This is a genomic window from Citrobacter sp. Cs237, from assembly GCF_030332325.1.
GTDB lineage: Bacteria > Pseudomonadota > Gammaproteobacteria > Enterobacterales > Enterobacteriaceae > Citrobacter_A > Citrobacter_A sedlakii.
Genome location: NZ_JAOWIB010000094.1, coordinates 153805 through 177138, shown reverse-complemented (window position 1 = coordinate 177138; position 23334 = coordinate 153805). Strand labels below are relative to the sequence as shown.

Below are 23334 nucleotides of genomic sequence, written 5' to 3'. Positions count from 1 at the left end.
ATGCACTCCTTTTTACCGTGGCGGGGGAAAAGACCCGCAGCAGTACCCAGATTTATGATAGGTTTAAAAAGCGAGTGTCAAAATATCAAAACGCTGTTTCATTGTATGTGATTGACAGCGCACTTTACTTCGAAAAAGCAAAAATAAAGCGGATGGATTTCACGGACTTAGGGAATCAACGAGGGGGGTATATTTACCACTCCCTATATAGCCTTTTGTTTTTAAATAGGATTTTTCTAAACTGTGACGCAATTTCAGAAAACGAGCGTGATCGCACTTACACTTTTGATAATAACATGCAGAAAAAGTGAAACGATGTTTTATTTGTAATTGAAAAGCCGTTCCCGGAGGGATATCATGAGCCATAATGTAAAACGGAACAGCGTTTCGCTCTCCGTACAGGAATTCCGGCTCGGTTCATACTGGAGGTAAATGTGGACGTAAGACAAAGTATTCACAGCGCGCACGCCAAAACACTGGATACCCAGGGGCTACGCAAAGAGTTTTTAGTTGAGAAAGTGTTCGTGGCTGACGAATACACCATGGTTTATAGCCACATTGACCGCATTATCGTTGGCGGCATCATGCCTGTGGCGAAAACGGTGTCTGTCGGCGGCGAAGTCGGTAAGCAACTGGGTGTGACCTACTTTCTTGAGCGTCGTGAACTGGGCGTGATCAACATTGGCGGCGCGGGCACCATTACCGTTGACGGCCAGTGCTACGAAATCGGCCATCGCGACGCGCTGTATGTCGGCAAAGGGGCGAAGGAAGTGGTTTTCGCCAGCGTCGACAGCGCTACGCCTGCCAAGTTCTACTACAACTGCGCTCCGGCACACACCACATACCCCACCAAAAAAGTGACGCCAGCCGATGTTGCGCCGGTCACGCTCGGTGACAATCTCACCAGCAATCGCCGCACTATTAATAAATATTTCGTGCCGGATGTGCTGGAAACCTGCCAGCTCAGCATGGGGCTTACCGAACTGGCGCCGGGTAACCTGTGGAATACCATGCCGTGTCACACGCATGAACGCCGCATGGAAGTGTACTTCTATTTCAATATGGAAGAAGACACCTGCGTCTTCCATATGATGGGGCAGCCTCAGGAAACTCGCCATATCGTAATGCACAACGAGCAGGCGGTCATTTCTCCGAGCTGGTCGATTCACTCCGGGGTGGGTACCAAAGCCTATACCTTCATTTGGGGAATGGTGGGTGAGAACCAGGTCTTCGATGACATGGATCACGTTGCGGTAAAAGATCTCCGCTAGTCGCGGGCGCGTACAACGCCTGTCCGTGACAGGCATGAATAATATTAAGGATTTACAATGATTTTGAATGCATTCTCACTCGAAGGTAAAGTCGCGGTAGTGACCGGTTGCGACACCGGCCTGGGCCAGGGCATGGCGCTCGGCCTGGCGGAAGCGGGCTGCGATATCGTCGGGATTAACATCGTTGAACCGACGGAAACGATCGAACGCGTTACTGCGCTGGGACGTCGCTTTTTAAGCCTGACCGCTGACCTGCGTCAGATCGACGGCATTCCGGCGCTGCTGGAGCGCGCGGTGGCTGAATTCGGTCATATCGATATTCTGGTAAACAACGCCGGTCTGATCCGTCGCGAAGATGCGATCAACTTCAGCGAAAAAGACTGGGATGACGTGATGAACCTGAACATTAAGAGCGTGTTCTTTATGTCTCAGGCTGCGGCGAAGCACTTCATCGCGCAGGGCAACGGCGGCAAAATCATTAACATCGCTTCGATGCTTTCCTTCCAGGGCGGCATCCGCGTACCGTCTTATACCGCGTCAAAAAGCGGCGTGATGGGCGTGACCCGTCTGATGGCGAACGAGTGGGCGAAGCACAACATCAACGTGAACGCGATCGCCCCTGGCTATATGGCGACCAACAATACCCAGCAGTTGCGCGCTGATGAACAGCGTAGCGCGGAAATTCTCGACCGTATTCCGGCGGGTCGTTGGGGTCTGCCAAGCGATCTGATGGGGCCGGTGGTTTTCCTGGCTTCCAGCGCATCTGATTATATCAACGGCTATACCGTCGCGGTTGACGGCGGCTGGCTGGCGCGTTAATCCGTCTGGCGTGCCCGCTAAAACCCTGCCTTCGGGCAGGTTTTTTTTTTATCACTTCGTGAGCATAGTCCATACTCAGATTAGTCATTAATCCATACGCCACACGGGCAGTTTTCATTGTTATTTATTAAAAGCATTAATAATCATAAAGATATAAAATCCAGCCAGATAAACAAATATTTTTGAAAGTGTAATGTCCATCACATAACGCTACTGCGTAGCCATTTCGTCCATGTTTATGCCGTTTCCTGCCTGACACCTCGCTGACGAATACCGTACTTTTTGATCATGTCTTACTCTGTTGTGGCAGGAAAAAATGGTTTCAATCAATAATGACTCTGCTTTAACGCTGCGCGATACGCGCCGCATGAACCTGTTTGTGTCCGTCTCGGCTGCCGTGGCGGGTTTGCTTTTTGGTCTGGATATTGGGGTGATTGCCGGCGCGTTGCCGTTTATCACCGATCACTTTGTGTTGACCAGTCGCCTGCAGGAGTGGGTGGTCAGCAGCATGATGCTCGGCGCGGCGATTGGCGCGTTGTTCAATGGCTGGCTCTCCTTCCGGCTGGGGCGTAAATACAGCCTGATGGCCGGGGCGATCCTCTTTGTCGTCGGTTCATTGGGATCGGCGTTCGCCACCAGCGTAGAGATACTGATCGTCGCGCGCGTGGTGTTGGGCGTCGCCGTAGGGATCGCCTCGTACACGGCGCCGCTTTATCTGTCTGAAATGGCAAGTGAACATGTACGCGGCAAGATGATCAGCATGTATCAACTGATGGTTACACTGGGCATTGTGCTGGCGTTTTTATCCGATACTGCGTTCAGCTACAGTGGCAACTGGCGCGCAATGCTGGGCGTGCTGGCGCTGCCGGCAGTAGTGCTGATCGTGCTGGTGGTTTTTCTGCCTAACAGTCCGCGCTGGCTGGCGCAAAAAGGTCGTCATATTGAAGCCGAAGAAGTACTGCGTATGCTGCGTGATACGTCGGAAAAAGCCCGCGAGGAGCTAAATGAGATTCGGGAAAGCCTGAAGCTGAAGCAGGGCGGTTGGGCACTGTTCAGGGTCAACCGTAATGTGCGCCGGGCGGTGTTCCTCGGCATGTTATTGCAGGCGATGCAGCAGTTTACCGGTATGAACATCATCATGTATTACGCGCCGCGCATTTTTAAAATGGCGGGTTTTACCACCACCGAACAGCAGATGATCGCCACGTTGGTGGTCGGTCTGACCTTTATGTTCGCTACCTTTATTGCGGTGTTCACCGTTGATAAAGCCGGACGTAAACCGGCGTTGAAAATCGGCTTCAGTGTGATGGCGCTCGGTACGCTGGTGCTGGGTTACTGCCTGATGCAGTTTGATAACGGCACAGCCTCAAGCGGCCTGTCCTGGCTTTCCGTGGGCATGACCATGATGTGTATTGCCGGTTATGCGATGAGCGCCGCGCCGGTAGTATGGATCCTGTGTTCGGAAATTCAGCCGCTGAAATGCCGCGACTTTGGTATTACCTGCTCAACCACCACGAACTGGGTGTCGAACATGATTATCGGCGCAACCTTCCTGACCCTGCTCGACAGCATCGGCGCTGCGGGCACCTTCTGGCTTTATACCGCGCTGAACGTGGCGTTTATCGGCATTACCTTCTGGCTGATTCCGGAAACCAAAAACGTCACTCTGGAACATATTGAACGTAAGCTGATGGCCGGTGAGAAGTTAAGAAATATTGGGGTGTGAGGTTATTGCCCGGTGGCGCTGTGCTTTCCGGGCCTACCGATTATTGCATGCACTGGCGCATGTTTTACATCAATGCACAATTTGTAGGCCGGGTAGGCGAAGCCGCCACCCGGCAGGTTGACATCAACGCATCGCGCGTTTCAGGATACGTTCGGCCTGGCGCTGGAAGTCCGCAGCCGTTTCTTCCACCGTTTTCTGACCGTAGTCGATATACTGCAAAGAGGTGCCGAACTGCGCAACAATCTGCGGATCGTCAAAGTATGGCGATACGGTCAGTTTCGCCGGCAGAGACTGCGCCAGACGCAGGCCCGCTACCGACGGATCGTCCTCTTTGATGGTGCCATCCTGAGTCAGGATCGCGACTGCCGCTTTGCTCAACGGCACGCCGCGCTCCAGTCCCAGCGTCTCGACGCCCTCTTTACTGTTCAGTAAGAAGTTGATCAGTTTCGCTGCTGCTTCCGGGTTTTTGGTGGACTTACCGATTGACAGCATCTGCGCCGGTTTAAAGAACAGACCCGCATCGGTCGCGCCCGGCAGCATCGGGTAATTACCCAGCTCCAGCTTCGCCGGTGGCTTCAGGTTGTCAGAGTATTTGGTGATGGTGGAGTTCCACATATAGGTACCGCCCCATTCACCCTGAATCCACGGCTTCATCTCGTACATGTTACTCTTACCAAATGACGCGTAGTATTTGGTGTCCGGCATCACGTGACTGTCGATCAGCTTTTTATAGGTCTGGAAAAATTCCACCCATTGCGCTTTGCTGTAAGAGAATTTTTTGGTTTTCTCATCGACCGCAGGAATGTTGTATTTCTGAATCATATAAGAATTCAGTAGCGCCAGCGTATCCTGATGCTCAAGCACCACCGGATAATATTGCTTACCCAGTTTACTCTCGAACGCTTTCCCCGCCGCCATCAGTTCATCCCAGGTCTTCGGGTATTCGACACCCGCTTTTTTCCAGGTTTCATCATTAAAATAGAATACGCGGGCGGTCACGGAGATCGGAATGCCGTTCAGCTTGCCGTTCACGGTGGTCGAACGTAATTCTTTCGGATCGAACTGGCTGAGGTCGATCACCTCTTTCATTTTGTTCAGATCGTAGAAGCCGTCACCGGTTTTCGAGAAGATCGGCAGCCAGTTCCAGTTGGTCTGCATCACGTCCGGCTCAGTGCCGCCCGCAATCTGCGTCGTCAGACGCGACAGGTGACCGTCCCAGCCGGTATATTCCGCCTTAACGTTGATATCCGGGTTTTGCTTGTGGAACGCCTCGAGGGCTTTCAACGTCACCTGATGGCGGCCATTGCCGCCCCACCAGGACATACGTAAATCGACGTTTTGCGCCATAGAAGGCATAGCAGTCAGACCCAGGGTAGCGGAGATAGCGGCGCTTAAAAGCACTTTTTTCATTTTTATAACTCCAGTCAGAGAGAGATGTTCTGTTCAGTTTTTGCGTCAAAGATATGACACTTATTCATGTCGAACGTGAAATACACCTTACGATGAAGTCCCTTTTCAATCATCGGTTTAGCTTTATCCGAAGGAATGCGGGCGGTCAGCTCGTAGTCAGACACCTTCAGGTAGACGAAGAATTCATGTCCCATGTTTTCCACGCGCACCATCTCACCGCTGCAACTTCCTTCGGTAAACGGCTCGTCAGAAAGCGCGACAAATTCCGGGCGAATACCGTAAAACACGTCCTGCCCCTGGCTGGCGGAAATTTTTTCCTGCAGCGTTTCGCTCAGGGGCAGCGTTTCGTTGCCAATGGTCAGCGCCAGACGTCCCGCTTCATCCACCAGTTTACTGGGGCGAATGTTCATTTCCGGCGCGCCGATAAAGCCCGCCACAAACATGTTTTTCGGCTTGTGGTAAAGGTTATCCGGCGTATCGACCTGCATGATATGCCCGAGCTTCATCACGCAGATGCGGTCGCCCATGGTCATCGCTTCGGTCTGGTCGTGCGTGACATAAACCGTGGTCGCTGGTTTACCTGATTTCTTTAGCTGCTTGTGCAGGTCGGAAATGCGGATGCGCATAGAGGCGCGCAGCTTGGCGTCGAGGTTCGACAGCGGCTCGTCGAACAGGAATACGTCTGGCTTCTTCACAATCGCCCGGCCAACCGCCACACGCTGCGCCTGACCACCGGAAAGCTGGCGCGGCAGACGGTCAAGCAACTCTTCCAGTTCGAGGATCTTCGCGGCTTCATTCACCTGCGCGTCAATCTGATCTTTTGGCATCTTGCTTAGCTTGAGGCCGAAGGCGAGGTTTTCGCGCACCGTCATGTGCGGGTAAAGCGCGTAGTTCTGGAACACCATCGCAATACCGCGCTCTTTTGGCGCCAGGTTGTTAACGATCTTATCGCCGATGCGCACTTCACCGCCGCTAATGGTCTCCAGCCCGGCCAGCATTCGCAGGGTGGTGGATTTGGCGCAGCCGGATGGCCCGACGATCACCATAAATTCCCCTTCGGCGATTTTAAGGTCGATAGCATGTACCGCTTTGAAGCCGTTGGAGTACACCTTTTCCAGTTTGTTGAAAATCACTTCAGCCATGGTATTTCCCTCTTAACCTTTAATTCCGCTGCTGGTCACGCCCTGTACGAAGTAGCGCTGTGCCAGGAAGAAGACGATGATGGATGGCAGAATGGAGATACTCGCCATTGCCAGAATTTCGTTCCACGGCGCGCCTTCGGTGACGTCGATGGACATTTTCAGCGCCAGTGCGATCGGATATTTATCCACGCTGTAGACATAGATCAGCGGCCCGATAAAGTCGTTCATCGACCACATGAACTGGAACAGCGCAACCGAAATAATCGCCGGTTTCAGAATGGGCACCACCACGTACCACAGCACCTGGAAGGAGTTACAGCCGTCAATCTGCGCCGCCTCTTCCATATCACGCGGCACCCCGCGCAAAAACTGGATCAGCATGAAGACGAAGAACCCCTGAGTGGCGAAGGCCAGCGGCAGGTACAGCGGCATATAGCTGTTCAGCATGCCCATTTCGCGGAACATCAGATACTGCGGGATCAGCAATACAGTGCTCGGCAACAGCATGGTGGCGATAAGGGTAGCGAACCAGAATTTCTTCCACGGGATCTCAAAGCGGGCAAAGCCGTAGGCCACGATGGTGGAAGAGATAATGGTCAAAATCACTTTCGGGATGACATACTTAAAGGTATTCAGCATGTAATGGCCAAAGGTGTATTCCGTACCGGTTTTCCAGCCGTTCACAAAACCGTCCCAGGTGGCGTGCGCGGGCCACAGACTCAGGGTGGTGAAGATCTCGTGGTTCGGTTTGAACGACGCCGAAAACATCCACACCAGTGGATACAGCATCAGCAGGCCGACGAAGAGCAGAATGATGTAGCGAACGGTGGCGTTGATTTTCTCGCGGCGCAGGGTACGCGCCACTTCACGTTCAGCCACGCTCTGTGCTGATGTAATTTCCTGAATATCAGCCATTTTTGCCTCCCTTATCGGCAGAATAGAACACCCAGTATTTCGACGACTTAAAGGCGATGGCGGCAAACACCGCAACGACCAGGAACAGGATCCAGGCCAGCGCTGCGCCGTAGCCCATATCAAAGTATTTAAACGCGGTGTCGTAGATGTAGAGCGAGAACAGATAGGTGGAGTAGGTCGGACCGCCGCCGGTGATGACATACGGGCCGGTAAACTCCTGGAACGCCTGGGTGGTTTGCATAATAAAGTTGAAGAAAATCACCGGCGTAATCAGCGGTACGGTCACTTTCATAAACATCTGCCATTTTGACGCACCATCGATCATTGCCGCTTCATACTGCGACTGCGGTACGTTCTGTAACGCCGCGAGGAAGATCACCATCGCTGAGCCAAACTGCCAGACGCGCAGCAGGGTAACGGACATCAGCGCCAGCGACGGTTCGCCGAGCCAGTTCACTGGGTCGAATCCAAATACGCCAATAAAGCTATTCAGCAGACCGTCAATAGCAAACAGAGCGCGCCACAATACGGCGATAGCCACGGAGCTGCCGAGAATCGACGGGATATAATAGGCGGTGCGGAAAAAGCCAATGCCGCGTAATTTAAAGTTCAGAACAAACGCAATCCCTAACGCAAAGGCCAGTTTTAAGGGGATCGTTAAAAAGACATAGGCAAAGGTCACGCCCATCGATTTCCAGAACAGCGTGTCTTCGGTAAACATATAGCGATAGTTCTCCACTCCGTTAAACACCGGAGGGCTCATCAAATCGTACTCAGTAAAACTGAGGAAGAAAGATGAAACGAACGGAAAGGCGGTAAAGATAATCAGCCCGATGATATAGGGTGATATCCATGCCAGCCCAAGCATCCTGTTTTCATTCATAGCGACCTACCTGACGATGATTAGTAAAAAATGGAACCGGATGTTACCGACCACGCCCGGTCAAGACGGCGTAGTCGCCTGTGTTCTCTGCGTATTCGTTCTGTCAGCCTTCCTTGTTAGTCACTGATTTAGAATACTTTATTAATCTCAACCTTCAGCGCGGCTCGATTAAATGAACCGCCGTTCTTGATTTGTAAAACATCGTTTTAATTTATTTTATTGCTATTTGTTTCGCCGTCATTCACATAATGGTGGAAATGTGATCAAAGTCGAAACGGTGTTTCAAATAGGTGAGATGCTCATCATAATTGACATAAATACGTCATGATTGCCGCTGCGCTATCGACATTTGCGGAAACCGGACGCACCTCAAGGTTATAAAAACTAATATTATTAGCAATTATTAGTGAGCTAATTTGTGGGCGAGGAGGCAAAAAAAACCTTCCCGCAGGAAGGTTTGTGAGCTGCGTCGGCTGGTGGACGATGACGGCCGGGCTTACGCTTTCAGGAAGTCTTCACGCACTGGCGTGAAGGTATCGAGCAATGTGCCTGGCTTGAGACAAACACAGCCGTGCATTACGTGAGGCTTTTTGTAAAGGGTATCCCCTGCGCTGACGACGTGCTTTTCGTCGCCGATGGTGAATTCAAACTCGCCTGACAGGACATAGGTCAACTGTTCATGGGGATGATTATGCAGCGGGCCCACGGCCCCTTCTTCAAAGTTGACCTCTACAGCCATCATTTTGCCATCATGGGCGAGAATCCGGCGGGTGACGCCATTGCCCAGATCTTCCAGCGTTGTCTCTTTATGAAAAATAAACATGCACGGATCCTGTTAATGTTTGAAACGGTGTTTCATTTAAATTAGCGCAGCCAGCCGAAAAAGAAAACGGCTGTCGGAACGAAGTGGAAAGTGGATCACAAGTTTGTGCCTCGCCGTTAAGGACGTTCCATGCGCCGGGAAAAGCTAAAACGGCGATTAATTTTGAATAAGTCAGGATATTAACCCATGTAACAGCGAGGCTCGTATCGGGCTGGTCAGAAATACACGGGGTGAGCGGCGCTATACATAGTTTGGCTTTATTTGAAAGTCAACTTTGAAATACTGCCAATAATGGTGGGGAGGTAGCAAATTTATAAAGATTTTGTTCAGAAAAATCTTATGTTCTTATATGATAAGCGTCGCCAGTGACATTTTATGCTTATATTTCATTTTAATAAGATCAGAAGAACCGATATGTCGACAATGGATATAAAGAAAAATACGGAACTTAATTTTGCCGACTACGCGCCGCCTGCGGTCAGGCAAAACGAGATCGATCTGCTGAGACTCGTAGAAATCCTCTTTTCCGCTAAAAATCATATTATTGCCGTTGTTTTCGCCTGTGCGCTGTTAGGCGCGGCAGTCTCATGGCTTTTACCGCAAAAATGGACCAGCCAGTCTGTTGTCACCCCGGCAGAGCAAACGCAATGGTATGACCTGCGGCAAACGCTGGCAGATTTACAGATACTGGGCGTCGAAATAAACATCTCGCGGGGCGATGTGTTTAATCTGTTTATTAAAAAGCTCCAGTCGCAGTCGTTGCTTGAGGAGTATCTTAAAACTTCGCCTTATGTCATGGGCCAATTGAAAGACGCGGATATTGATCCGTTGGCCTTACATCGCGCCGTGGTCAACGTATCCGAAAAGCTAAAAGTGACGAACAATGCGACGGCAAAAAATGCCGACAAAATGCCATATGACGCCTGGACATTAAGTTTTACTGCGCCCACGGCGAAAGATGCGCAAACCGTCCTTGACGGGTATATCGGTTGGGTTTCCGCAATTGTGCAGAAAGAAACCATGCAAAATGTGCGCAATGCGCTGGAGTTAAAAACGCGGATCATGAAAGAGCAACTGGCGCTGGATCACGTCCGCCTGACGAATGCGCATAACACCAATTTGCAGCGTCTGAGCTATTCGCTGGAGGTGGCCAACGCGGCGGGTATCAAGCAGCCGGTGTTCAGTAACGGCCAGGCGGTAAAAGACGATCCCGATTACTCCGTTACGCTGGGCGCTAACGGTATCGCCAGAAAATTGCAGATTGAAGAATCCCTACAAGATGTCGCAGAGTTGAACGCAGACTTTAAGAACCGTGAGTATCTGCTGGGTCAGTTGCAACAGGTCAGCCTCAATGACGTGAAATTTGCGCCGTTCAGATACCAGATGTCGCCTTCTTTGCCGATCCGAAAAGACGGACCGGGCAGGCTGATGATTATCACGCTCGCCATGCTGCTTGGCGGGATGTTTGCCTGCGGCGGCGTGCTGCTTCGTGAAGCGATCAAATCGCGTTCGGCGCAGATGATGCCGGTACTGGAATAACGTTGCGAGACTTGTCACTATGAAGGCGGCTTAACAGCCGCTTTTTTTATGGTTTACTTTCCCGGTTTTTCCTCACTGATAAAGGAGCAGGTTATGAAGACAATTGGACTGTTAGGCGGTATGAGTTGGGAATCAACCATCCCTTATTATCGCTTGATCAATGAAGGGATCAAACAGCGCCTCGGTGGCCTTCATTCCGCCAGCCTGCTGCTGCATAGCGTTGATTTTCACGACATTGAAGCCTGTCAGCAACGCGGTGAATGGGATAAAGCGGGCGAGATGCTGGCCGATGCGGCGCTGGGTCTGCAAAAAGCGGGCGCAGAAGGGATCGTTTTATGTACCAATACGATGCACAAAGTGGCGGAAGCCATTGAGTCACGCTGTACGCTGCCTTTTTTACATATTGCCGATGCGACCGGACGCGCGATTGCAGCGCAAGGACTGAGTCGCGTGGCGCTGCTGGGGACGCGTTACACGATGGAGCAGGATTTTTACCGTGGACGTCTGGAACAGCAGTTTGCCATCGAATGTCTGGTGCCGGAGGCGGAAGAGCGCGCGAAGATCAACACCATCATTTTTGATGAGCTGTGCCTCGGACAGTTTAGCGACGCGTCACGCGACTATTATGTGCAGGTCATTGAGCAGCTGGCGTCTCAGGGCGCGCAGGGCGTGATTTTCGGTTGTACGGAGATTGGCCTGTTGGTCCCCGCCGAAAGAAGCCCCGTTCCGGTGTTTGACACCGCCGCCATTCACGCCGCGGACGCCGTCGCGTTTATGCTGTCATAACCGGCGCGGAAATTTTTTCCAGCGCCCGGGTAAACAGGGCGTGACCGGTTTGCAGATGGCGGCTGAACGCGTCCACCAGCGCTGACGAAGGGCGATGAAGAGGACGAATCAGGCTCACGGTAAACGGCACGCTGATACTGAACCGGCGAACCACCACGCCGCTTGCGGCATAATCCAGCGCGGTAAGCGGGTTGACGATAGACAGACCTGCACCGGCGCGCACCATCGCGCAAACCGACGCCGCGCTGTGCGTTTCCACAACCATGCGTCGTTTAACCTGATGTTCGTTAAACAGCGCGTCGAGTAACTGGCGGTAGCTGTCGGCGCGCGAAAGGCTAATATAGCGCTCGCCGTAGAAGTCCTGCGGCGTTAACACGGGTTTTTCCGCCAGCGGATGCCCCGACGGCAGTACGCACACCTCGTCCAGCGAGAATAATTCCGTCCGCTCGGTGCCCGCCGGGGTGTGCAGGGTTTCCGTTAATCCCAGATCATGGCGTTGGGCAGAGAGCCATTCCTCAAGCAACGGCGACTCCTGCGGCACAATATTTAGGCTTACGTCCGGGTAACGCGCGAGAAACGGTTGGACCAGCGCAGGCAACAGCGACTGGGAAAAGACCGGCAGGCAGACAACCGACAGTTCCCCCTGGCGAAATTCACGCAGGCTTTCCGCCGCGCTGACAATGCGATCCAGCCCATACCAGGAACGCTGCACCTCTTCGAACAATCGCAATCCCTGAACCGTCGGATGCAGACGCCCCCGGGCGCGGTCGAAAAGCTTAAGCCCAAGCACCTTTTCAAAGCGCGCCAGTTCGCGACTGACGGTCGGCTGTGAGGTATGCAATAACCGTGCAGCCTCGGTGAGGTTCCCGGCGGTCATCACCGCATGGAAAATTTCAATGTGACGTAAGTTAACGCTGGCCATAATCATCCCGCTGAAGTGAATCCATATCAGTTTTGCATAGAATACGTATGAAACGATATTTTTTATTGTCTTCAGGATGTGGCGTAATCCGTAAAAACATGATGTCCGGAGCCTGAAATGCCACATTCTCTTAATGCCTCTGATACCGACCTGACCGCTGAAAACCTGCTCAGGCTGCCCGCCGAGTTTGGCTGCCCGGTATGGGTGTATGACGCGCAGATCGTTCGCCGCCAGATTGCCGCGCTGCAACAGTTTGATGTTGTCCGCTTCGCGCAGAAAGCCTGCTCGAATATTCATATTCTGCGTCTGATGCGTGAGCAGGGCGTGAAGGTGGATTCGGTATCATTAGGCGAGATCGAGCGCGCGCTGGCCGCGGGTTACGATCCGCAGACGCATCCGGACGATATCGTTTTTACCGCCGATGTGATTGATAACGCGACGCTGTCGCGCGTCAGCGAACTCAGCATCCCGGTGAATGCCGGTTCCGTCGACATGCTGGACCAGCTTGGTCAGGTCTCGCCGGGGCATCGCGTCTGGCTGCGTGTTAATCCGGGGTTTGGTCACGGTCACAGCCAAAAAACCAACACTGGCGGCGAAAACAGTAAACACGGTATCTGGCATAGCGATTTGCCCGAGGCGCTGGCCGTCATGCAGCGCCATCAGCTGAAACTGGTCGGCATCCATATGCATATCGGTTCCGGCGTGGATTACGGCCACCTGGAACAGGTGTGTGGAGCGATGGTGCGTCAGGTGATCGATTTTGGCCAGGATCTGCAGGCGATCTCCGCGGGGGGCGGGCTGTCGATTCCGTATCACGATGGCGAAGAAGCCGTGGACACGCAGCACTATTTTGGCCTGTGGAACGCCGCGCGTGAGCAAATCGTCCGCCACCTCGGACACCCTGTAAAACTGGAGATCGAGCCGGGACGTTTTCTTGTCGCCCAGGCGGGCGTGCTGGTGACCCAGGTGCGCAGTGTGAAACAGATGGGCAGCCGTCATTTTGTGTTGGTGGACGCGGGTTTTAACGATCTCATGCGCCCGGCGATGTATGGCAGTTATCATCACATCTCCGCGCTGGCGGCAGATGGACGCTCGCTTGCCAACGCGCCGCAAGTGGAAACGGTGGTCGCCGGGCCGCTGTGTGAATCCGGGGATGTCTTTACCCAACAGGAGGGCGGGAAAGTCGAAACTCGCGCGCTGCCAGCGGTTGTCCCCGGTGACTACCTGGTGTTACATGATACGGGAGCCTATGGCGCGTCGATGTCGTCGAACTACAATAGCCGCCCGCTGCTTCCGGAAGTGTTATTTGATAACGGCCAGGCGCGGCTGATCAGGCGCCGGCAGACAATAGACGAACTGCTGGCGCTGGAACGCATCTGAGGCGCATGCCGGAGGCGGCGCAAGCGCGTTATCCGGCCTGCGGCTGGCTGCCGCCGGTAAAATACGGCCCGGTCGTCACCGAATCGCGCAGCACTAAAGTGCCGGTAAACGGTGGGATAGGGGCCACCGCTTCGCCGTTCGCCATGCGGATCGCCTGGTCAATGGCGGTGGTGATCATGGTGTCGATGGGCAAATAAACTGTGGATAACCCCGGCTCAAGCCATTTTGCGCTCGGGGCATCGTCAAAACCAAACAGCGACACATCCTGAGGGATGCGTAACCCGGCCTGATGCAGCGCCTTGGATGCGCCCAGCGCCATATCGTCGTTACAGGCGAACAGGGCGCTGAATTTAATCCCTTCCGCAAGCAGTTCATGACAGGCGTCGTAGCCGCGGGTCATGCTGGCGTCGCCATACTTCACTTTCGCCGGATCCCAGGCGATACCGTTTTTCTCCAGTGCCTTACGATAGCCACGCAGACGTGACTTCCCGGTCGGCGTATGGCCGGGTACGGTAATACAGGCGATCTCCCGATGCCCCTGCGAGATCAGATAATCGACCGCCTGAAACGCCGCCTCTTCCTGTTCAAAAAAGATTGCGCGCTCACGGGCCAGGGCCACCTCCCGGTTGATGATCACCAACGGCATCGGGATGGCGTCCGCCAGCGCCAGAATCGCTTTCTCGCTCATATAGCGGGTGTAAAGAATAATCGCGTCACACTGGCGGTCGGCCAGCATCCGCACCGCTTCCTGTTCACGCTCCGGCGTATCGTGGCCGTCGGTCACGATGAGCTGTTTGCCGTGGGACTCGGTCTGCCGGGACGCCTGTTGCAGCAGGCGCCCAAAATAGAAACCGTCAAAGGTCGATACCACCAGGCCAATGCTGTTGCTGGTGCGATGCGCCAGCGAACGGGCGAGAAAGTTGGGCCGGTAGTCCAGCGCCTGCATCGCCTTAAAAACTTTCTGTCGGGTGCTCTCTTTAACCTGTCCGGTGCCGTTAAGCACGCGGGACACGGTGGCTTTCGACACGCCAGCGCGGCGGGAAACATCCAGCATTGTTGTCATGACGCTTTCCTGATTACTCGTTTAATGACGGTTGTCCCGCTTCGGCTGGCGAGGCCACAGAATGACGGCGCACCAGCGTGGGGCTGAAGACATGGGTGATATCCGGTAACGGGCGTTTTTCCGCCAGTGCCAGCGCCAGTTCCGCCGCCTGAGTCGCCATGGTGACGATAGGGTAACGCACGGTCGTCAGGCGTGGGCGGACGTAGCGGGACACCAGCACATCGTCGAAACCAATCAGTGAGATCTCCGATGGCACTTCCACGCCGTTGTCGTTGAGTACGCCCATTGCGCCCGCCGCCATCGAGTCGTTATAGCAGGCGACCGCCGTAAAGTTTCGGCCACGACCCAATAGCTCGGTCATCGCCTGCTCGCCGCCGCTCTCGTCGGGCTCGCCGAAGGTGACGAGCCTGTCGTTAACCGGAATTCCGCTCTCTGCGAGGGCGTCGTAATAGCCTTTAAGACGATCTTCGGCGTCTGAAATAGAGTGATTGGAGCAGAGATAGCCGATGCGGGTATGACCCTGCTGAATTAAATGACGCGTCGCCAGCCAGGCGCCGTAGCGGTCGTCAAGGGCGACGCAGCGCTGTTCAAAGCCAGGCAGAATGCGGTTGATCAGCACCATGCCGGGCATCTGCTCCATTAACGAGACCAGATCGGCGTCCGGGATCATCTTGGCGTGTACAACCAGCGCCGCGCAGCGGTGGCGGATAAGCTGTTCAATCGCCTGTCGCTCTTTCTGTTCATTATGGTAGCCGTTGCCGATCAGTAAAAAATTGCCAGTGTTATAGGCGACCTGCTCGACGGCTTTCACCATTGCGCCAAAAAAGGGGTCAGACACGTCGCCGACCACCAGACCCACGGTCTCGGTGGACTGTTGCGCCAGCGCGCGCGCATTTGCATTGGGGTGATAACTGAGCGACGCCATCGCGCTGGTCACCGCCAGGCGCGACGCCTCGCTGGCCTTGGGAGAATCATTGATAACGCGAGAAACGGTGGCGACTGAAACACCAGCCAGTCGGGCTACATCCTTTATGGTCGCCATGACAGTACCTATTGTGGGTAAACGCTTACATTCTGTCAGTGTTACGGAAAACGCCCGACGGTTCAAGCGGTTCGCCCGCGACAACGCCGCAAATGTGAGCACGGCCAGGAGATAGACGACTCAGTGCCGACAATACAAACCTTTAGTTACACTTTGCGAAAGGCTGTTGCGTTTGTTCGCTGGCGAGCGTTCGCCGCGCATTGATACAGTGATGATCCCAGAGGTATTGATAGGTGGAGTCGACTTTCGGGTTGACCACATGACTTACACCAACCTGCGCAGATGTGCAGGTTTTTTTTTTGCCCATCAGCCATTCTGTAACAGTAACCGATAATTTACACAACTCGTTGCATTTCCCTTCATTCCTTTGCGTTTTCTTGCTGGCGAAGCGGCCAGCGTCGGACCACAATCAAGATCCCAGAGGTATTGATTGGTGAGATTATTCGGTACGCTCTTCGTACCTGTCTCTTGCACCAACCTGCGCGGATGCGCAGGTTTTTTTTCGTACTGACTTTCTGTGTCGCTCCCATTGCCCTAATCGTGTAATCTGCCACCATTATTTAACCGAATCCTCGGCAAAGGGAGTTGAAATGCTATTTGGATTTTTCCGCAGCTTGTGCCGTGTGCTCTATCGGGTACGCGTCACGGGCGATATGAAGGCACTGCACGGAGAGCGGGTATTAATCACGCCGAACCATGTTTCGTTTATTGACGGCATCCTGCTGGCGCTGTTCTTGCCGGTGCGCCCGGTCTTTGCGGTGTATACCTCGATTAGCCAGCAGTGGTATATGCGCTGGTTAACCTCGCTGATTGATTTCGTGCCTCTCGATCCCACCAAACCGATGGCCATCAAACATCTGGTGCGACTGATTGAGCAGGGACGTCCGGTGGTGATCTTCCCTGAAGGGCGTATCTCGGTGAGCGGTTCGCTGATGAAAATCTACGACGGCGCCGGATTCGTCGCGGCGAAATCCGGCGCCACGCTGGTGCCGGTACGTATTGAAGGCGCGGAACTTACCCATTTCAGCCGCCTGAAAGGGCTGGTCAAACGTCGTTTTTTCCCGCGCATTCAGCTTCATATCCTGCCGCCAACCCAGTTGCCGATGCCGGACGCGCCGCGTGCGCGCGATCGCCGCAGAATCGCTGGCGAAATGCTGCATCAAAAAATGATGGAAGCGCGGATGGCGGTGCGTCCGCGTGAAACCCTGTACGAATCGCTGCTGGCGGCAAAATACCGCTATGGCGCGGGCAAAAAGTGTATTGAAGACATCAACTTCAAGCCGGACAGCTACCGGCAACTGCTCACCAAAACGCTGTTTGTCGGGCGTATTCTGGAAAAATACAGCGCGGAGGGCGAAAGGATCGGCCTGATGCTGCCGAACGCCGCCATCAGCGCGGCGGTGATTTTCGGCGCGGTGTCGCGTCGCCGTGTTCCGGCGATGATGAACTACACGGCGGGTGTTAAAGGGCTAAGCAGCGCGATCGCCGCCGCAGAGATTAAAACCATTTTCACCTCCCGCCAGTTCCTCGATAAAGGCAAACTCTGGCACCTGCCGGAGCAGTTGACTCAGGTACGCTGGGTTTATCTGGAAGACCTGAAAGCGGACGTCACCCCCGCCGACAAGGTGTGGATTTTCGCCCACCTGCTGATGCCGCGTCTGGCGCAGGTGAAACAGCAACCGGAAGAGGCGGCGGTGATCCTTTTCACCTCCGGGTCTGAGGGCCACCCAAAGGGCGTGGTCCATAGCCACAAAAGCCTGCTGGCTAACGTTGAGCAGATCAAAACCATCGCGGATTTTACCGCTAACGACCGCTTTATGTCGGCGCTGCCGCTGTTTCACTCGTTCGGTCTGACCGTGGGGCTGTTCACGCCGCTGCTGACTGGCGCGGAAGTATTCCTTTATCCCAGTCCGTTGCATTACCGCATTGTGCCGGAGCTGGTTTACGACCGGAACTGTACGGTGCTGTTTGGCACCTCGACGTTTCTTGGCAACTATGCGCGCTTTGCGAACCCGTATGATTTTTATCGCCTGCGCTACGTGGTGGCCGGCGCGGAGAAACTGCAGGAGAGCACGAAGCAGCTCTGGCAGGATAAGTTTGGTCTGCGCATCCTTGAGGGCTACGGCGTGACGGAATGCGCGCCGGTGGTTTCCATTAACGTACCGATGGCGGCGAAACCGGGCACCGTGGGGCGGATCCTGCCGGGAATGGACGCGCGCCTGCTTGCGGTGCCTGGCATTGACGACGGCGGACGGTTACAGCTGAAAGGACCGAATATCATGAACGGTTATCTGCGGGTGGAAAAACCGGGCGTGCTCGAGGTGCCGACAGCGGAAAATGCGCAGGGAGAACTGGAGCGCGGCTGGTACGACACCGGCGATATAGTGCGTTTTGACGAACAGGGGTTTGTGCAGATTCAGGGGCGCGCGAAGCGCTTTGCCAAAATTGCGGGCGAAATGGTGTCGCTGGAGATGGTCGAACAGGTGGCGTTGGGCGTTTCACCGGAGAAAATGCACGCCACGGCAATCAAGAGCGACGCCAGCAAAGGCGAAGCGCTGGTGCTCTTTACTACCGATAGCGAACTGACCCGCGACAAACTCCAGCAGTACGCCCGGGCGCACGGCGTTCCGGAGCTGGCGGTGCCGCGCGACATCCGCTATCTGAAACAAATGCCGCTGTTGGGAAGCGGTAAGCCGGATTTTGTTACGCTGAAAAGCTGGGTCGATGAAGCGGAACAACAACATGGGTGAGTCAGTGCATACTAACACCTCGATTTGGTCGAAAGGGATGATGTCGGTTATTGCCGCGCAGTTTCTCTCTGCGTTTGGCGATAACGCGCTGTTGTTTGCCACACTGGCGCTGCTGAAAGCGCAGTTTTATCCGGACTGGAGTCAGCCGATCCTGCAAATGGTGTTTGTGGGTGCTTACATTCTGTTTGCGCCCTTTGTCGGGCAGGTAGCTGACAGCTTCGCCAAAGGTCGGGTGATGATGTTCGCCAACGGCCTGAAACTGCTGGGAGCGGCAAGTATTTGTTTCGGCTTCAACCCGTTTATCGGCTATACGCTGGTGGGGATTGGCGCGGCGGCCTATTCACCTGCGAAATATGGCATTCTTGGCGAACTGACTACCGGCGATAAGCTAGTGAAGGCCAATGGCTTAATGGAAGCCTCTACTATTGCCGCGATCCTGCTCGGTTCGGTGGCGGGCGGCGTGCTGGCTGACTGGCATGTGATCGCCGCGCTGGTCGCCTGCGCGCTGGCCTACGCCGGGGCGGTCGTGGCAAACCTGTTCATTCCAAAGCTGGCGGCTGCGCGTCCCGGACAGTCCTGGCATCTGGCGAAGATGACCCGCAGTTTTTTCTGCGCCTGCGCGTCGCTGTGGCGCAATGGCGAAACGCGTTTTTCCCTTGTTGGCACCAGCCTGTTCTGGGGCGCTGGCGTGACGCTGCGTTTTCTGCTGGTGCTGTGGGTGCCGGTCGCGCTGGGGATCGCCGATAACGCCACGCCAACCTACCTGAATGCGATGGTTGCCATCGGTATCGTGGCGGGGGCTGGCGCAGCGGCCAGGCTGGTTACCCTGGAAACCGTCGCGCGCTGCATGCCTGCGGGGATCCTGATCGGCGTGGTCGTACTGATTTTCTCTCTGCAACACGCGCTGCTTCCGGCTTATGGACTGCTGATGCTGATCGGCATTCTGGGCGGTTTTTTTGTGGTGCCGCTGAACGCTCTGCTGCAGGAGCGCGGTAAACGAAGCGTCGGCGCGGGCAACGCCATTGCGGTGCAGAACCTCGGGGAAAACAGCGCGATGCTGCTGATGCTGGGGTTGTACTCACTGGCGGTATGGGTTGGGATCCCGGTCGTTGCCGTCGGCATTGGGTTTGGCGGTCTGTTCGCACTGGCGATTGCCGCGCTGTGGATTTGGCAGCGTCGCCAGGCGTCGTCGCGCTAAAGATAGCGGCTGTGTTTAATCCTGCCTACTTCGTCCCTGTAGGCAGGATAAGCGTCACGCCGCCGGGCGCTAATCGTCACGGTGCCGGATAGGTATAAACCTGATGCACCGCTTCGATCTCCGTCAGCACCTCTTCACTTAATTCCAGATGCAGGCTTTCAACATTGGCGTGTAGCTGTTCCATCGTGGTGGCGCCCAGCAGGGTGCTGGCGACAAACGGTTGACGGCGAACGAATGCCAACGCCATTTGCGCCGGATCCAGACCATGACGTTTCGCGATATCCACATAGGCCGCCACGGCTTTTTCGGTCTGCGCGCCGCTGTAGCGGGTAAAGCGGCTGAATAAGGTATTGCGCGCGCCAGCGGGTTTTGCGCCGTTCAGATACTTACCTGTCAGGGTGCCAAAGGCGAGGCAGGAATAGGCCAACAGCTCGACGCCTTCGTACTGGCTCACCTCCGCCAGGCCGACTTCAAAGCTGCGGTTAACCAGACTGTACGGGTTCTGAATGGTGACGATGCGCGGCAGGTCGTGTTTATCCGCGAGATGAAGATAGCGCATCACGCCGAAAGCGGTTTCGTTGGAAACGCCGATATAGCGAATCTTTCCGGCGCGCTGAAATTCGGCCAGCGCATCCAGCGTATCCAGCAGCGAGACCACCGGCGCCGTGTCCGTCCAACTGTAGCCGAGCTTGCCGAAGCAGTTGGTCTGACGCTGGGGCCAGTGTACCTGGTACAGATCCAGATAATCGGTCTGCAGCCGCTTCAGGCTGTCGTGCAGCGCTTCACGAATGTTCTTGCGGTCCAGCGCCTGGTTTGGCCGAATGCCGCTGTCGTTATTGCGCGCCGGACCGCTGACTTTCGAGGCGATAATCAGCTTTTCGCGGCAGCCCTGTTTCGCCAGCCAGTTGCCAACGTAGGTTTCGGTGAGTCCCTGGGTTTCCGGTCGCGGCGGGACCGGGTACATCTCGGCCACGTCGATCAGGTTAATGCCATTCGCGACGGCATAGTTGAGCTGTGCATGTGCATCGGCTTCGCTATTTTGTTCACCAAACGTCATTGTGCCCAGCCCCAGTGTACTGACTTCAAGTGAGCTGTGGGGTATACGGTGATAGTGCATAGCCGTTTCCTTTTTATAATCACGACATAAGGATGATAAAAATGGCTGAGGGAAGGGAAAAAGGGAAGAAAAATTGTTAAGGCCAGCGTGAATGCTGACCTCAACCATCAACGCTCAATGATTTGAGAAACGTCGTCGCGGTTAATTTGCATGGCGTTACCCTGCTGATCGTGGTAGCTCACCAGACCGGTATCATCGTCTATTTCCGGTTTTCCGTCGGTCAGGATCATACGTCCATCTTTGGTCGCCATGACATAGTCGCTACTGCAGCCGGAAACGGCAAAAGCCAGTCCTACGGCGGAAATTACTACTGCCCATTTTTTCATCCACTTATCCTCACGTGGCATTCGTCTGATAATAGTCTAGTAATAACGTGAAGTTATGCTCAGGGAAAGCAGTAAAATCTTAATCTGTGAAAGGACGGAGAAGGCATTCGCTCCCCGTAGGGAGCGAAAGGGAGGATCACAGCGGGTTCTTTTTGTTTCGCAGCAGGTTCAGGCTCTCTACCGCGATAGAGAAGAACATGGCGAAATAGATGTAGCCCTTCGGTACGTGAACGTCGAAACTTTCCAGAATAAGCGTAAAGCCAACCAGGATAAGGAACGACAGCGCGAGCATCTTCACGGATGGGTGTCTGTCGACAAACTCGCCGATGGGACGCGCGGCAAACATCATCACGCCTACGGCTATCACCACCGCCGCCATCATGATGAACAGATGATCGGACAACCCTACCGCCGTAATCACCGAATCCAGACTGAAGATGATATCCAGCAGCATAATCTGCACGATCGCCCCCAGAAAAGAGGAGACGCGGGTTTTCAGCCCTTCTTCTTCACCTTCAATGGATTCGTGGATCTCCTTGCTCGCTTTCCAGATCAGGAACAGACCGCCGAGCAGCAGAATGAGATCGCGTGCGGAGATTTCCTCGCCAAAAACCTCAAACAGCGGATTCGTCAGGCGTGTCACCCAGGCAATGGAAGCCAGCAGCGCCAGACGCATGATCATCGCCGCGGCGAGACCGAGGCGTCGGGCATGCGCACGCTGCGCGGTAGGAAGTTTTGCAACGACCAGAGAGAGAAAAATAATATTATCGATCCCGAGCACGATCTCCAGCAGCGTCAGCGTACCGAGCGCGAGCCAGGCGTTGGGATCGGTTATCCATGCAAATAACATTGAGCAAAGTCCTGCCAAAAAAAGAAGCGGTAATTATATGCCTCTACCACGGCAGGCGAAAGTCTAACGCTGCTGTAACAAAAAATGGCGTTCCAGCAGGGCGCGAGTGAAGTTCTTTTTCAGATAGAAACCGCGTGGCAACGTCAGGATTGGCTGGCCCTGCGCGCCAATGGCTTCGGTCAGCGCTTTGGCGTTGGCGGCCTTGGGGCGCAATTGTAAAAATTCGCCATGCCGGGCGGTAATTCGTTCCACCTGGCCTAATACAATCATATCCATCAGCTCTTCCCAGTCGAGACGCAACTGGCGCTCCTCGTCCGGGTCCGGACTCCACAGCACAGGGGAGCCGACACGCCGCAAGGAGAGCGGGATGGCGCGGTCGCCCTCTACCGGGATCCACAACACCCGCTTCAGTTTATGCCGCACATGGCTGGTTTCCCACGTAACGCCGCTATTGCCGGTGAGCGGGGCGACACAGACGAAGGTGGTCTCAAGGGGGCGTCCCTGACTGTCTACAGGAATCGTTTTCAGTTCCACACCTAAAGCCGCGAAATCCTGCTCAGGTTTACTGCCCGCGCTGGCTCCCAGCCACAGCTCCAGTAAAACGCCAACCCAGCCTTTATCGCGTTTGAGATCTTTTGGCGTTGTCATCCCGGCAAGCGCGGCCAGTTCACCCAGCGTATAGCCTGAAATCTGCTGCGCCTGCTGGAGTAGCAGCGCTTCTGATTCCGGTGGAAAACGTAACGGCTGGAGAGCGGACATAGCGAGATACCTTAGGTGAAAAAATAGACAACGGATTTATACCGCAGAAAAGAAGTTTATCGTTTTCCGCCCCTTCTGTTCAATCCTATGATTTAACGTGCTTTTTAGATGACAGAGCGGTGAGTTGCGCAACATGAAAACCGGTTTTCCAATTCTGGTCACTGAAAATAAACAGGATCTTACACCATGTTATCCACAGAAAGATGGGATAACTGTGAAAAACCGCGACTACTGTTTCCATTTACAGCCTTGACGTGCGGGGAAAATCGAATTTTCACACAAATTGTGTTTAACTTATTGGCACAATCTGTGGATAAAACCGACGCTGTTCGATCTTTCATCAGCCCGAGGATCGTTGGTGTGATGGCCGTCACTTTTTTATCGGGGAACCGGTAAATAAGTGAAGTAACCGCATGAATAACCGCATTTATTTTTCTACCCCGTCAGGGCGTTTATTCAGACTGTTCTGGGTTTTCCCGGAGTAATTCCATACTTTTTCACAACTCTATCCACAGAAAAGGTGAATAAGATCGGTCAAAAATGCCAGTTTCTGTTTATAACTTCGTTCTTAACTGTGAGTTATTCAATTGTTATTAGATACGCAGGTCGCTAA

Annotated in this window: 21 protein-coding genes; 8 read left to right on the top strand and 13 right to left on the bottom strand. The window is 54.3% G+C overall.

The annotated features are described in order from the left end of the window. Positions 1–434 precede the first annotated feature (434 nt). From kduI to araE, 3 genes are all read left to right on the top strand, one after another. Positions 435–1271 carry a 5-dehydro-4-deoxy-D-glucuronate isomerase gene (kduI, locus tag OGY07_RS07710; RefSeq protein ID WP_042288966.1) on the top strand — a complete coding sequence of 279 codons (837 nt, stop codon included), beginning with the start codon at positions 435–437 and terminating at the stop codon, positions 1269–1271. A 57-nt stretch (positions 1272–1328) separates the two neighbouring features. Continuing rightward, positions 1329–2090 (top strand): 2-dehydro-3-deoxy-D-gluconate 5-dehydrogenase KduD, encoded by a 762-nt coding sequence (kduD, locus tag OGY07_RS07705; protein WP_042288962.1) that lies wholly within the window; start codon positions 1329–1331, stop codon positions 2088–2090. 316 nt (positions 2091–2406) lie between these two features. Beyond that, a complete protein-coding gene (araE, locus tag OGY07_RS07700; RefSeq protein WP_060569447.1) occupies positions 2407–3816 on the top strand; it encodes an arabinose-proton symporter AraE in 1410 nt (469 codons plus the stop codon). A 123-nt stretch (positions 3817–3939) separates the two neighbouring features. On the opposite strand, the gene OGY07_RS07695 is transcribed toward araE, so the two are convergent. From OGY07_RS07695 to OGY07_RS07675, 5 genes are all read right to left on the bottom strand, one after another. Next, the gene (locus tag OGY07_RS07695) at positions 3940–5226 is read right to left on the bottom strand and encodes an ABC transporter substrate-binding protein (RefSeq protein WP_060569446.1); all 1287 of its coding nucleotides are present in this window, start codon (positions 5224–5226) and stop codon (positions 3940–3942) included. Between the two features lie 14 nt (positions 5227–5240). Continuing rightward, positions 5241–6368, bottom strand: coding sequence for an ABC transporter ATP-binding protein (locus tag OGY07_RS07690; RefSeq protein ID WP_181822586.1), 1128 nt, complete (start codon positions 6366–6368; stop codon positions 5241–5243). A 12-nt stretch (positions 6369–6380) separates the two neighbouring features. After that, positions 6381–7283 carry a carbohydrate ABC transporter permease gene (locus OGY07_RS07685; protein ID WP_042288951.1) on the bottom strand — a complete coding sequence of 301 codons (903 nt, stop codon included), beginning with the start codon at positions 7281–7283 and terminating at the stop codon, positions 6381–6383. Further along, positions 7276–8166, bottom strand: coding sequence for a carbohydrate ABC transporter permease (locus OGY07_RS07680; RefSeq protein WP_042288949.1), 891 nt, complete (start codon positions 8164–8166; stop codon positions 7276–7278). The genes OGY07_RS07685 and OGY07_RS07680 overlap by 8 nt, the downstream gene beginning before the upstream one ends. Before the next feature lie 496 nt (positions 8167–8662). Further along, positions 8663–8989, bottom strand: coding sequence for a cupin domain-containing protein (locus OGY07_RS07675; protein ID WP_042288945.1), 327 nt, complete (start codon positions 8987–8989; stop codon positions 8663–8665). A gap of 414 nt (positions 8990–9403) precedes the next feature. Between OGY07_RS07675 and wzz(fepE) the strand changes: the two genes are divergently transcribed. Both wzz(fepE) and OGY07_RS07665 read left to right on the top strand, forming a co-directional pair. Then, positions 9404–10528, top strand: coding sequence for an LPS O-antigen length regulator Wzz(fepE) (gene wzz(fepE), locus OGY07_RS07670; protein ID WP_042288943.1), 1125 nt, complete (start codon positions 9404–9406; stop codon positions 10526–10528). Positions 10529–10621: 93 nt separating this feature from the next. Continuing rightward, entirely contained in the window at positions 10622–11314 is a 693-nt protein-coding gene (locus OGY07_RS07665; protein ID WP_286599739.1) for an aspartate/glutamate racemase, read from the top strand. Here OGY07_RS07665 and OGY07_RS07660 read toward each other — a convergent pair. Then, on the bottom strand, positions 11301–12236 hold the full coding sequence (locus tag OGY07_RS07660; RefSeq protein WP_286599737.1) for a LysR family transcriptional regulator: 936 nt from the start codon (positions 12234–12236) through the stop codon (positions 11301–11303). The genes OGY07_RS07665 and OGY07_RS07660 overlap by 14 nt on opposite strands. A 117-nt stretch (positions 12237–12353) precedes the next feature. On the opposite strand from OGY07_RS07660, the gene lysA reads away from it, so the two are divergent. Beyond that, a complete protein-coding gene (gene lysA, locus OGY07_RS07655; protein WP_286599734.1) occupies positions 12354–13616 on the top strand; it encodes a diaminopimelate decarboxylase in 1263 nt (420 codons plus the stop codon). Positions 13617–13644: 28 nt separating this feature from the next. Here the strand turns inward: lysA and OGY07_RS07650 are convergent, their stop codons facing one another. The 3 genes from OGY07_RS07650 to OGY07_RS07640 all read right to left on the bottom strand — a co-directional run bounded on the left by OGY07_RS07650 (position 13645) and on the right by OGY07_RS07640 (position 16028). Beyond that, positions 13645–14679, bottom strand: coding sequence for a LacI family DNA-binding transcriptional regulator (locus tag OGY07_RS07650; RefSeq protein WP_199957162.1), 1035 nt, complete (start codon positions 14677–14679; stop codon positions 13645–13647). A 13-nt stretch (positions 14680–14692) separates the two neighbouring features. Next, positions 14693–15721 (bottom strand): HTH-type transcriptional regulator GalR, encoded by a 1029-nt coding sequence (gene galR, locus OGY07_RS07645; protein WP_042288933.1) that lies wholly within the window; start codon positions 15719–15721, stop codon positions 14693–14695. 142 nt (positions 15722–15863) lie between these two features. Then, entirely contained in the window at positions 15864–16028 is a 165-nt protein-coding gene (locus tag OGY07_RS07640; protein WP_286599730.1) for a hypothetical protein, read from the bottom strand. Between the two features lie 283 nt (positions 16029–16311). Between OGY07_RS07640 and aas the strand changes: the two genes are divergently transcribed. Together aas and lplT are read left to right on the top strand one after the other, a co-directional pair. Continuing rightward, positions 16312–18471 carry a bifunctional acyl-ACP--phospholipid O-acyltransferase/long-chain-fatty-acid--ACP ligase gene (gene aas, locus OGY07_RS07635; RefSeq protein ID WP_286599728.1) on the top strand — a complete coding sequence of 720 codons (2160 nt, stop codon included), beginning with the start codon at positions 16312–16314 and terminating at the stop codon, positions 18469–18471. After that, a complete protein-coding gene (gene lplT, locus OGY07_RS07630) occupies positions 18464–19669 on the top strand; it encodes a lysophospholipid transporter LplT (RefSeq protein WP_042288927.1) in 1206 nt (401 codons plus the stop codon). The genes aas and lplT overlap by 8 nt, the downstream gene beginning before the upstream one ends. Positions 19670–19745: 76 nt before the next feature. Here lplT and OGY07_RS07625 read toward each other — a convergent pair whose 3' ends face one another. The 4 genes from OGY07_RS07625 to mutH all read right to left on the bottom strand — a co-directional run bounded on the left by OGY07_RS07625 (position 19746) and on the right by mutH (position 22721). Further along, positions 19746–20786: an NADP(H)-dependent aldo-keto reductase gene (locus OGY07_RS07625; RefSeq protein ID WP_286599726.1), complete on the bottom strand. Its 1041-nt coding sequence runs from the start codon at positions 20784–20786 to the stop codon at positions 19746–19748. Between the two features lie 107 nt (positions 20787–20893). After that, positions 20894–21112 carry a lipoprotein YgdR gene (gene ygdR / locus OGY07_RS07620; protein WP_042288923.1) on the bottom strand — a complete coding sequence of 73 codons (219 nt, stop codon included), beginning with the start codon at positions 21110–21112 and terminating at the stop codon, positions 20894–20896. A 136-nt stretch (positions 21113–21248) separates the two neighbouring features. Then, complete coding sequence (locus tag OGY07_RS07615) at positions 21249–21962, bottom strand: TerC family protein (RefSeq protein ID WP_042288921.1); 714 nt, start codon at positions 21960–21962, stop codon at positions 21249–21251. Positions 21963–22025: 63 nt separating this feature from the next. Then, the gene (gene mutH, locus OGY07_RS07610) at positions 22026–22721 is read right to left on the bottom strand and encodes a DNA mismatch repair endonuclease MutH (RefSeq protein ID WP_286599723.1); all 696 of its coding nucleotides are present in this window, start codon (positions 22719–22721) and stop codon (positions 22026–22028) included. Positions 22722–23334 lie beyond the last annotated feature (613 nt).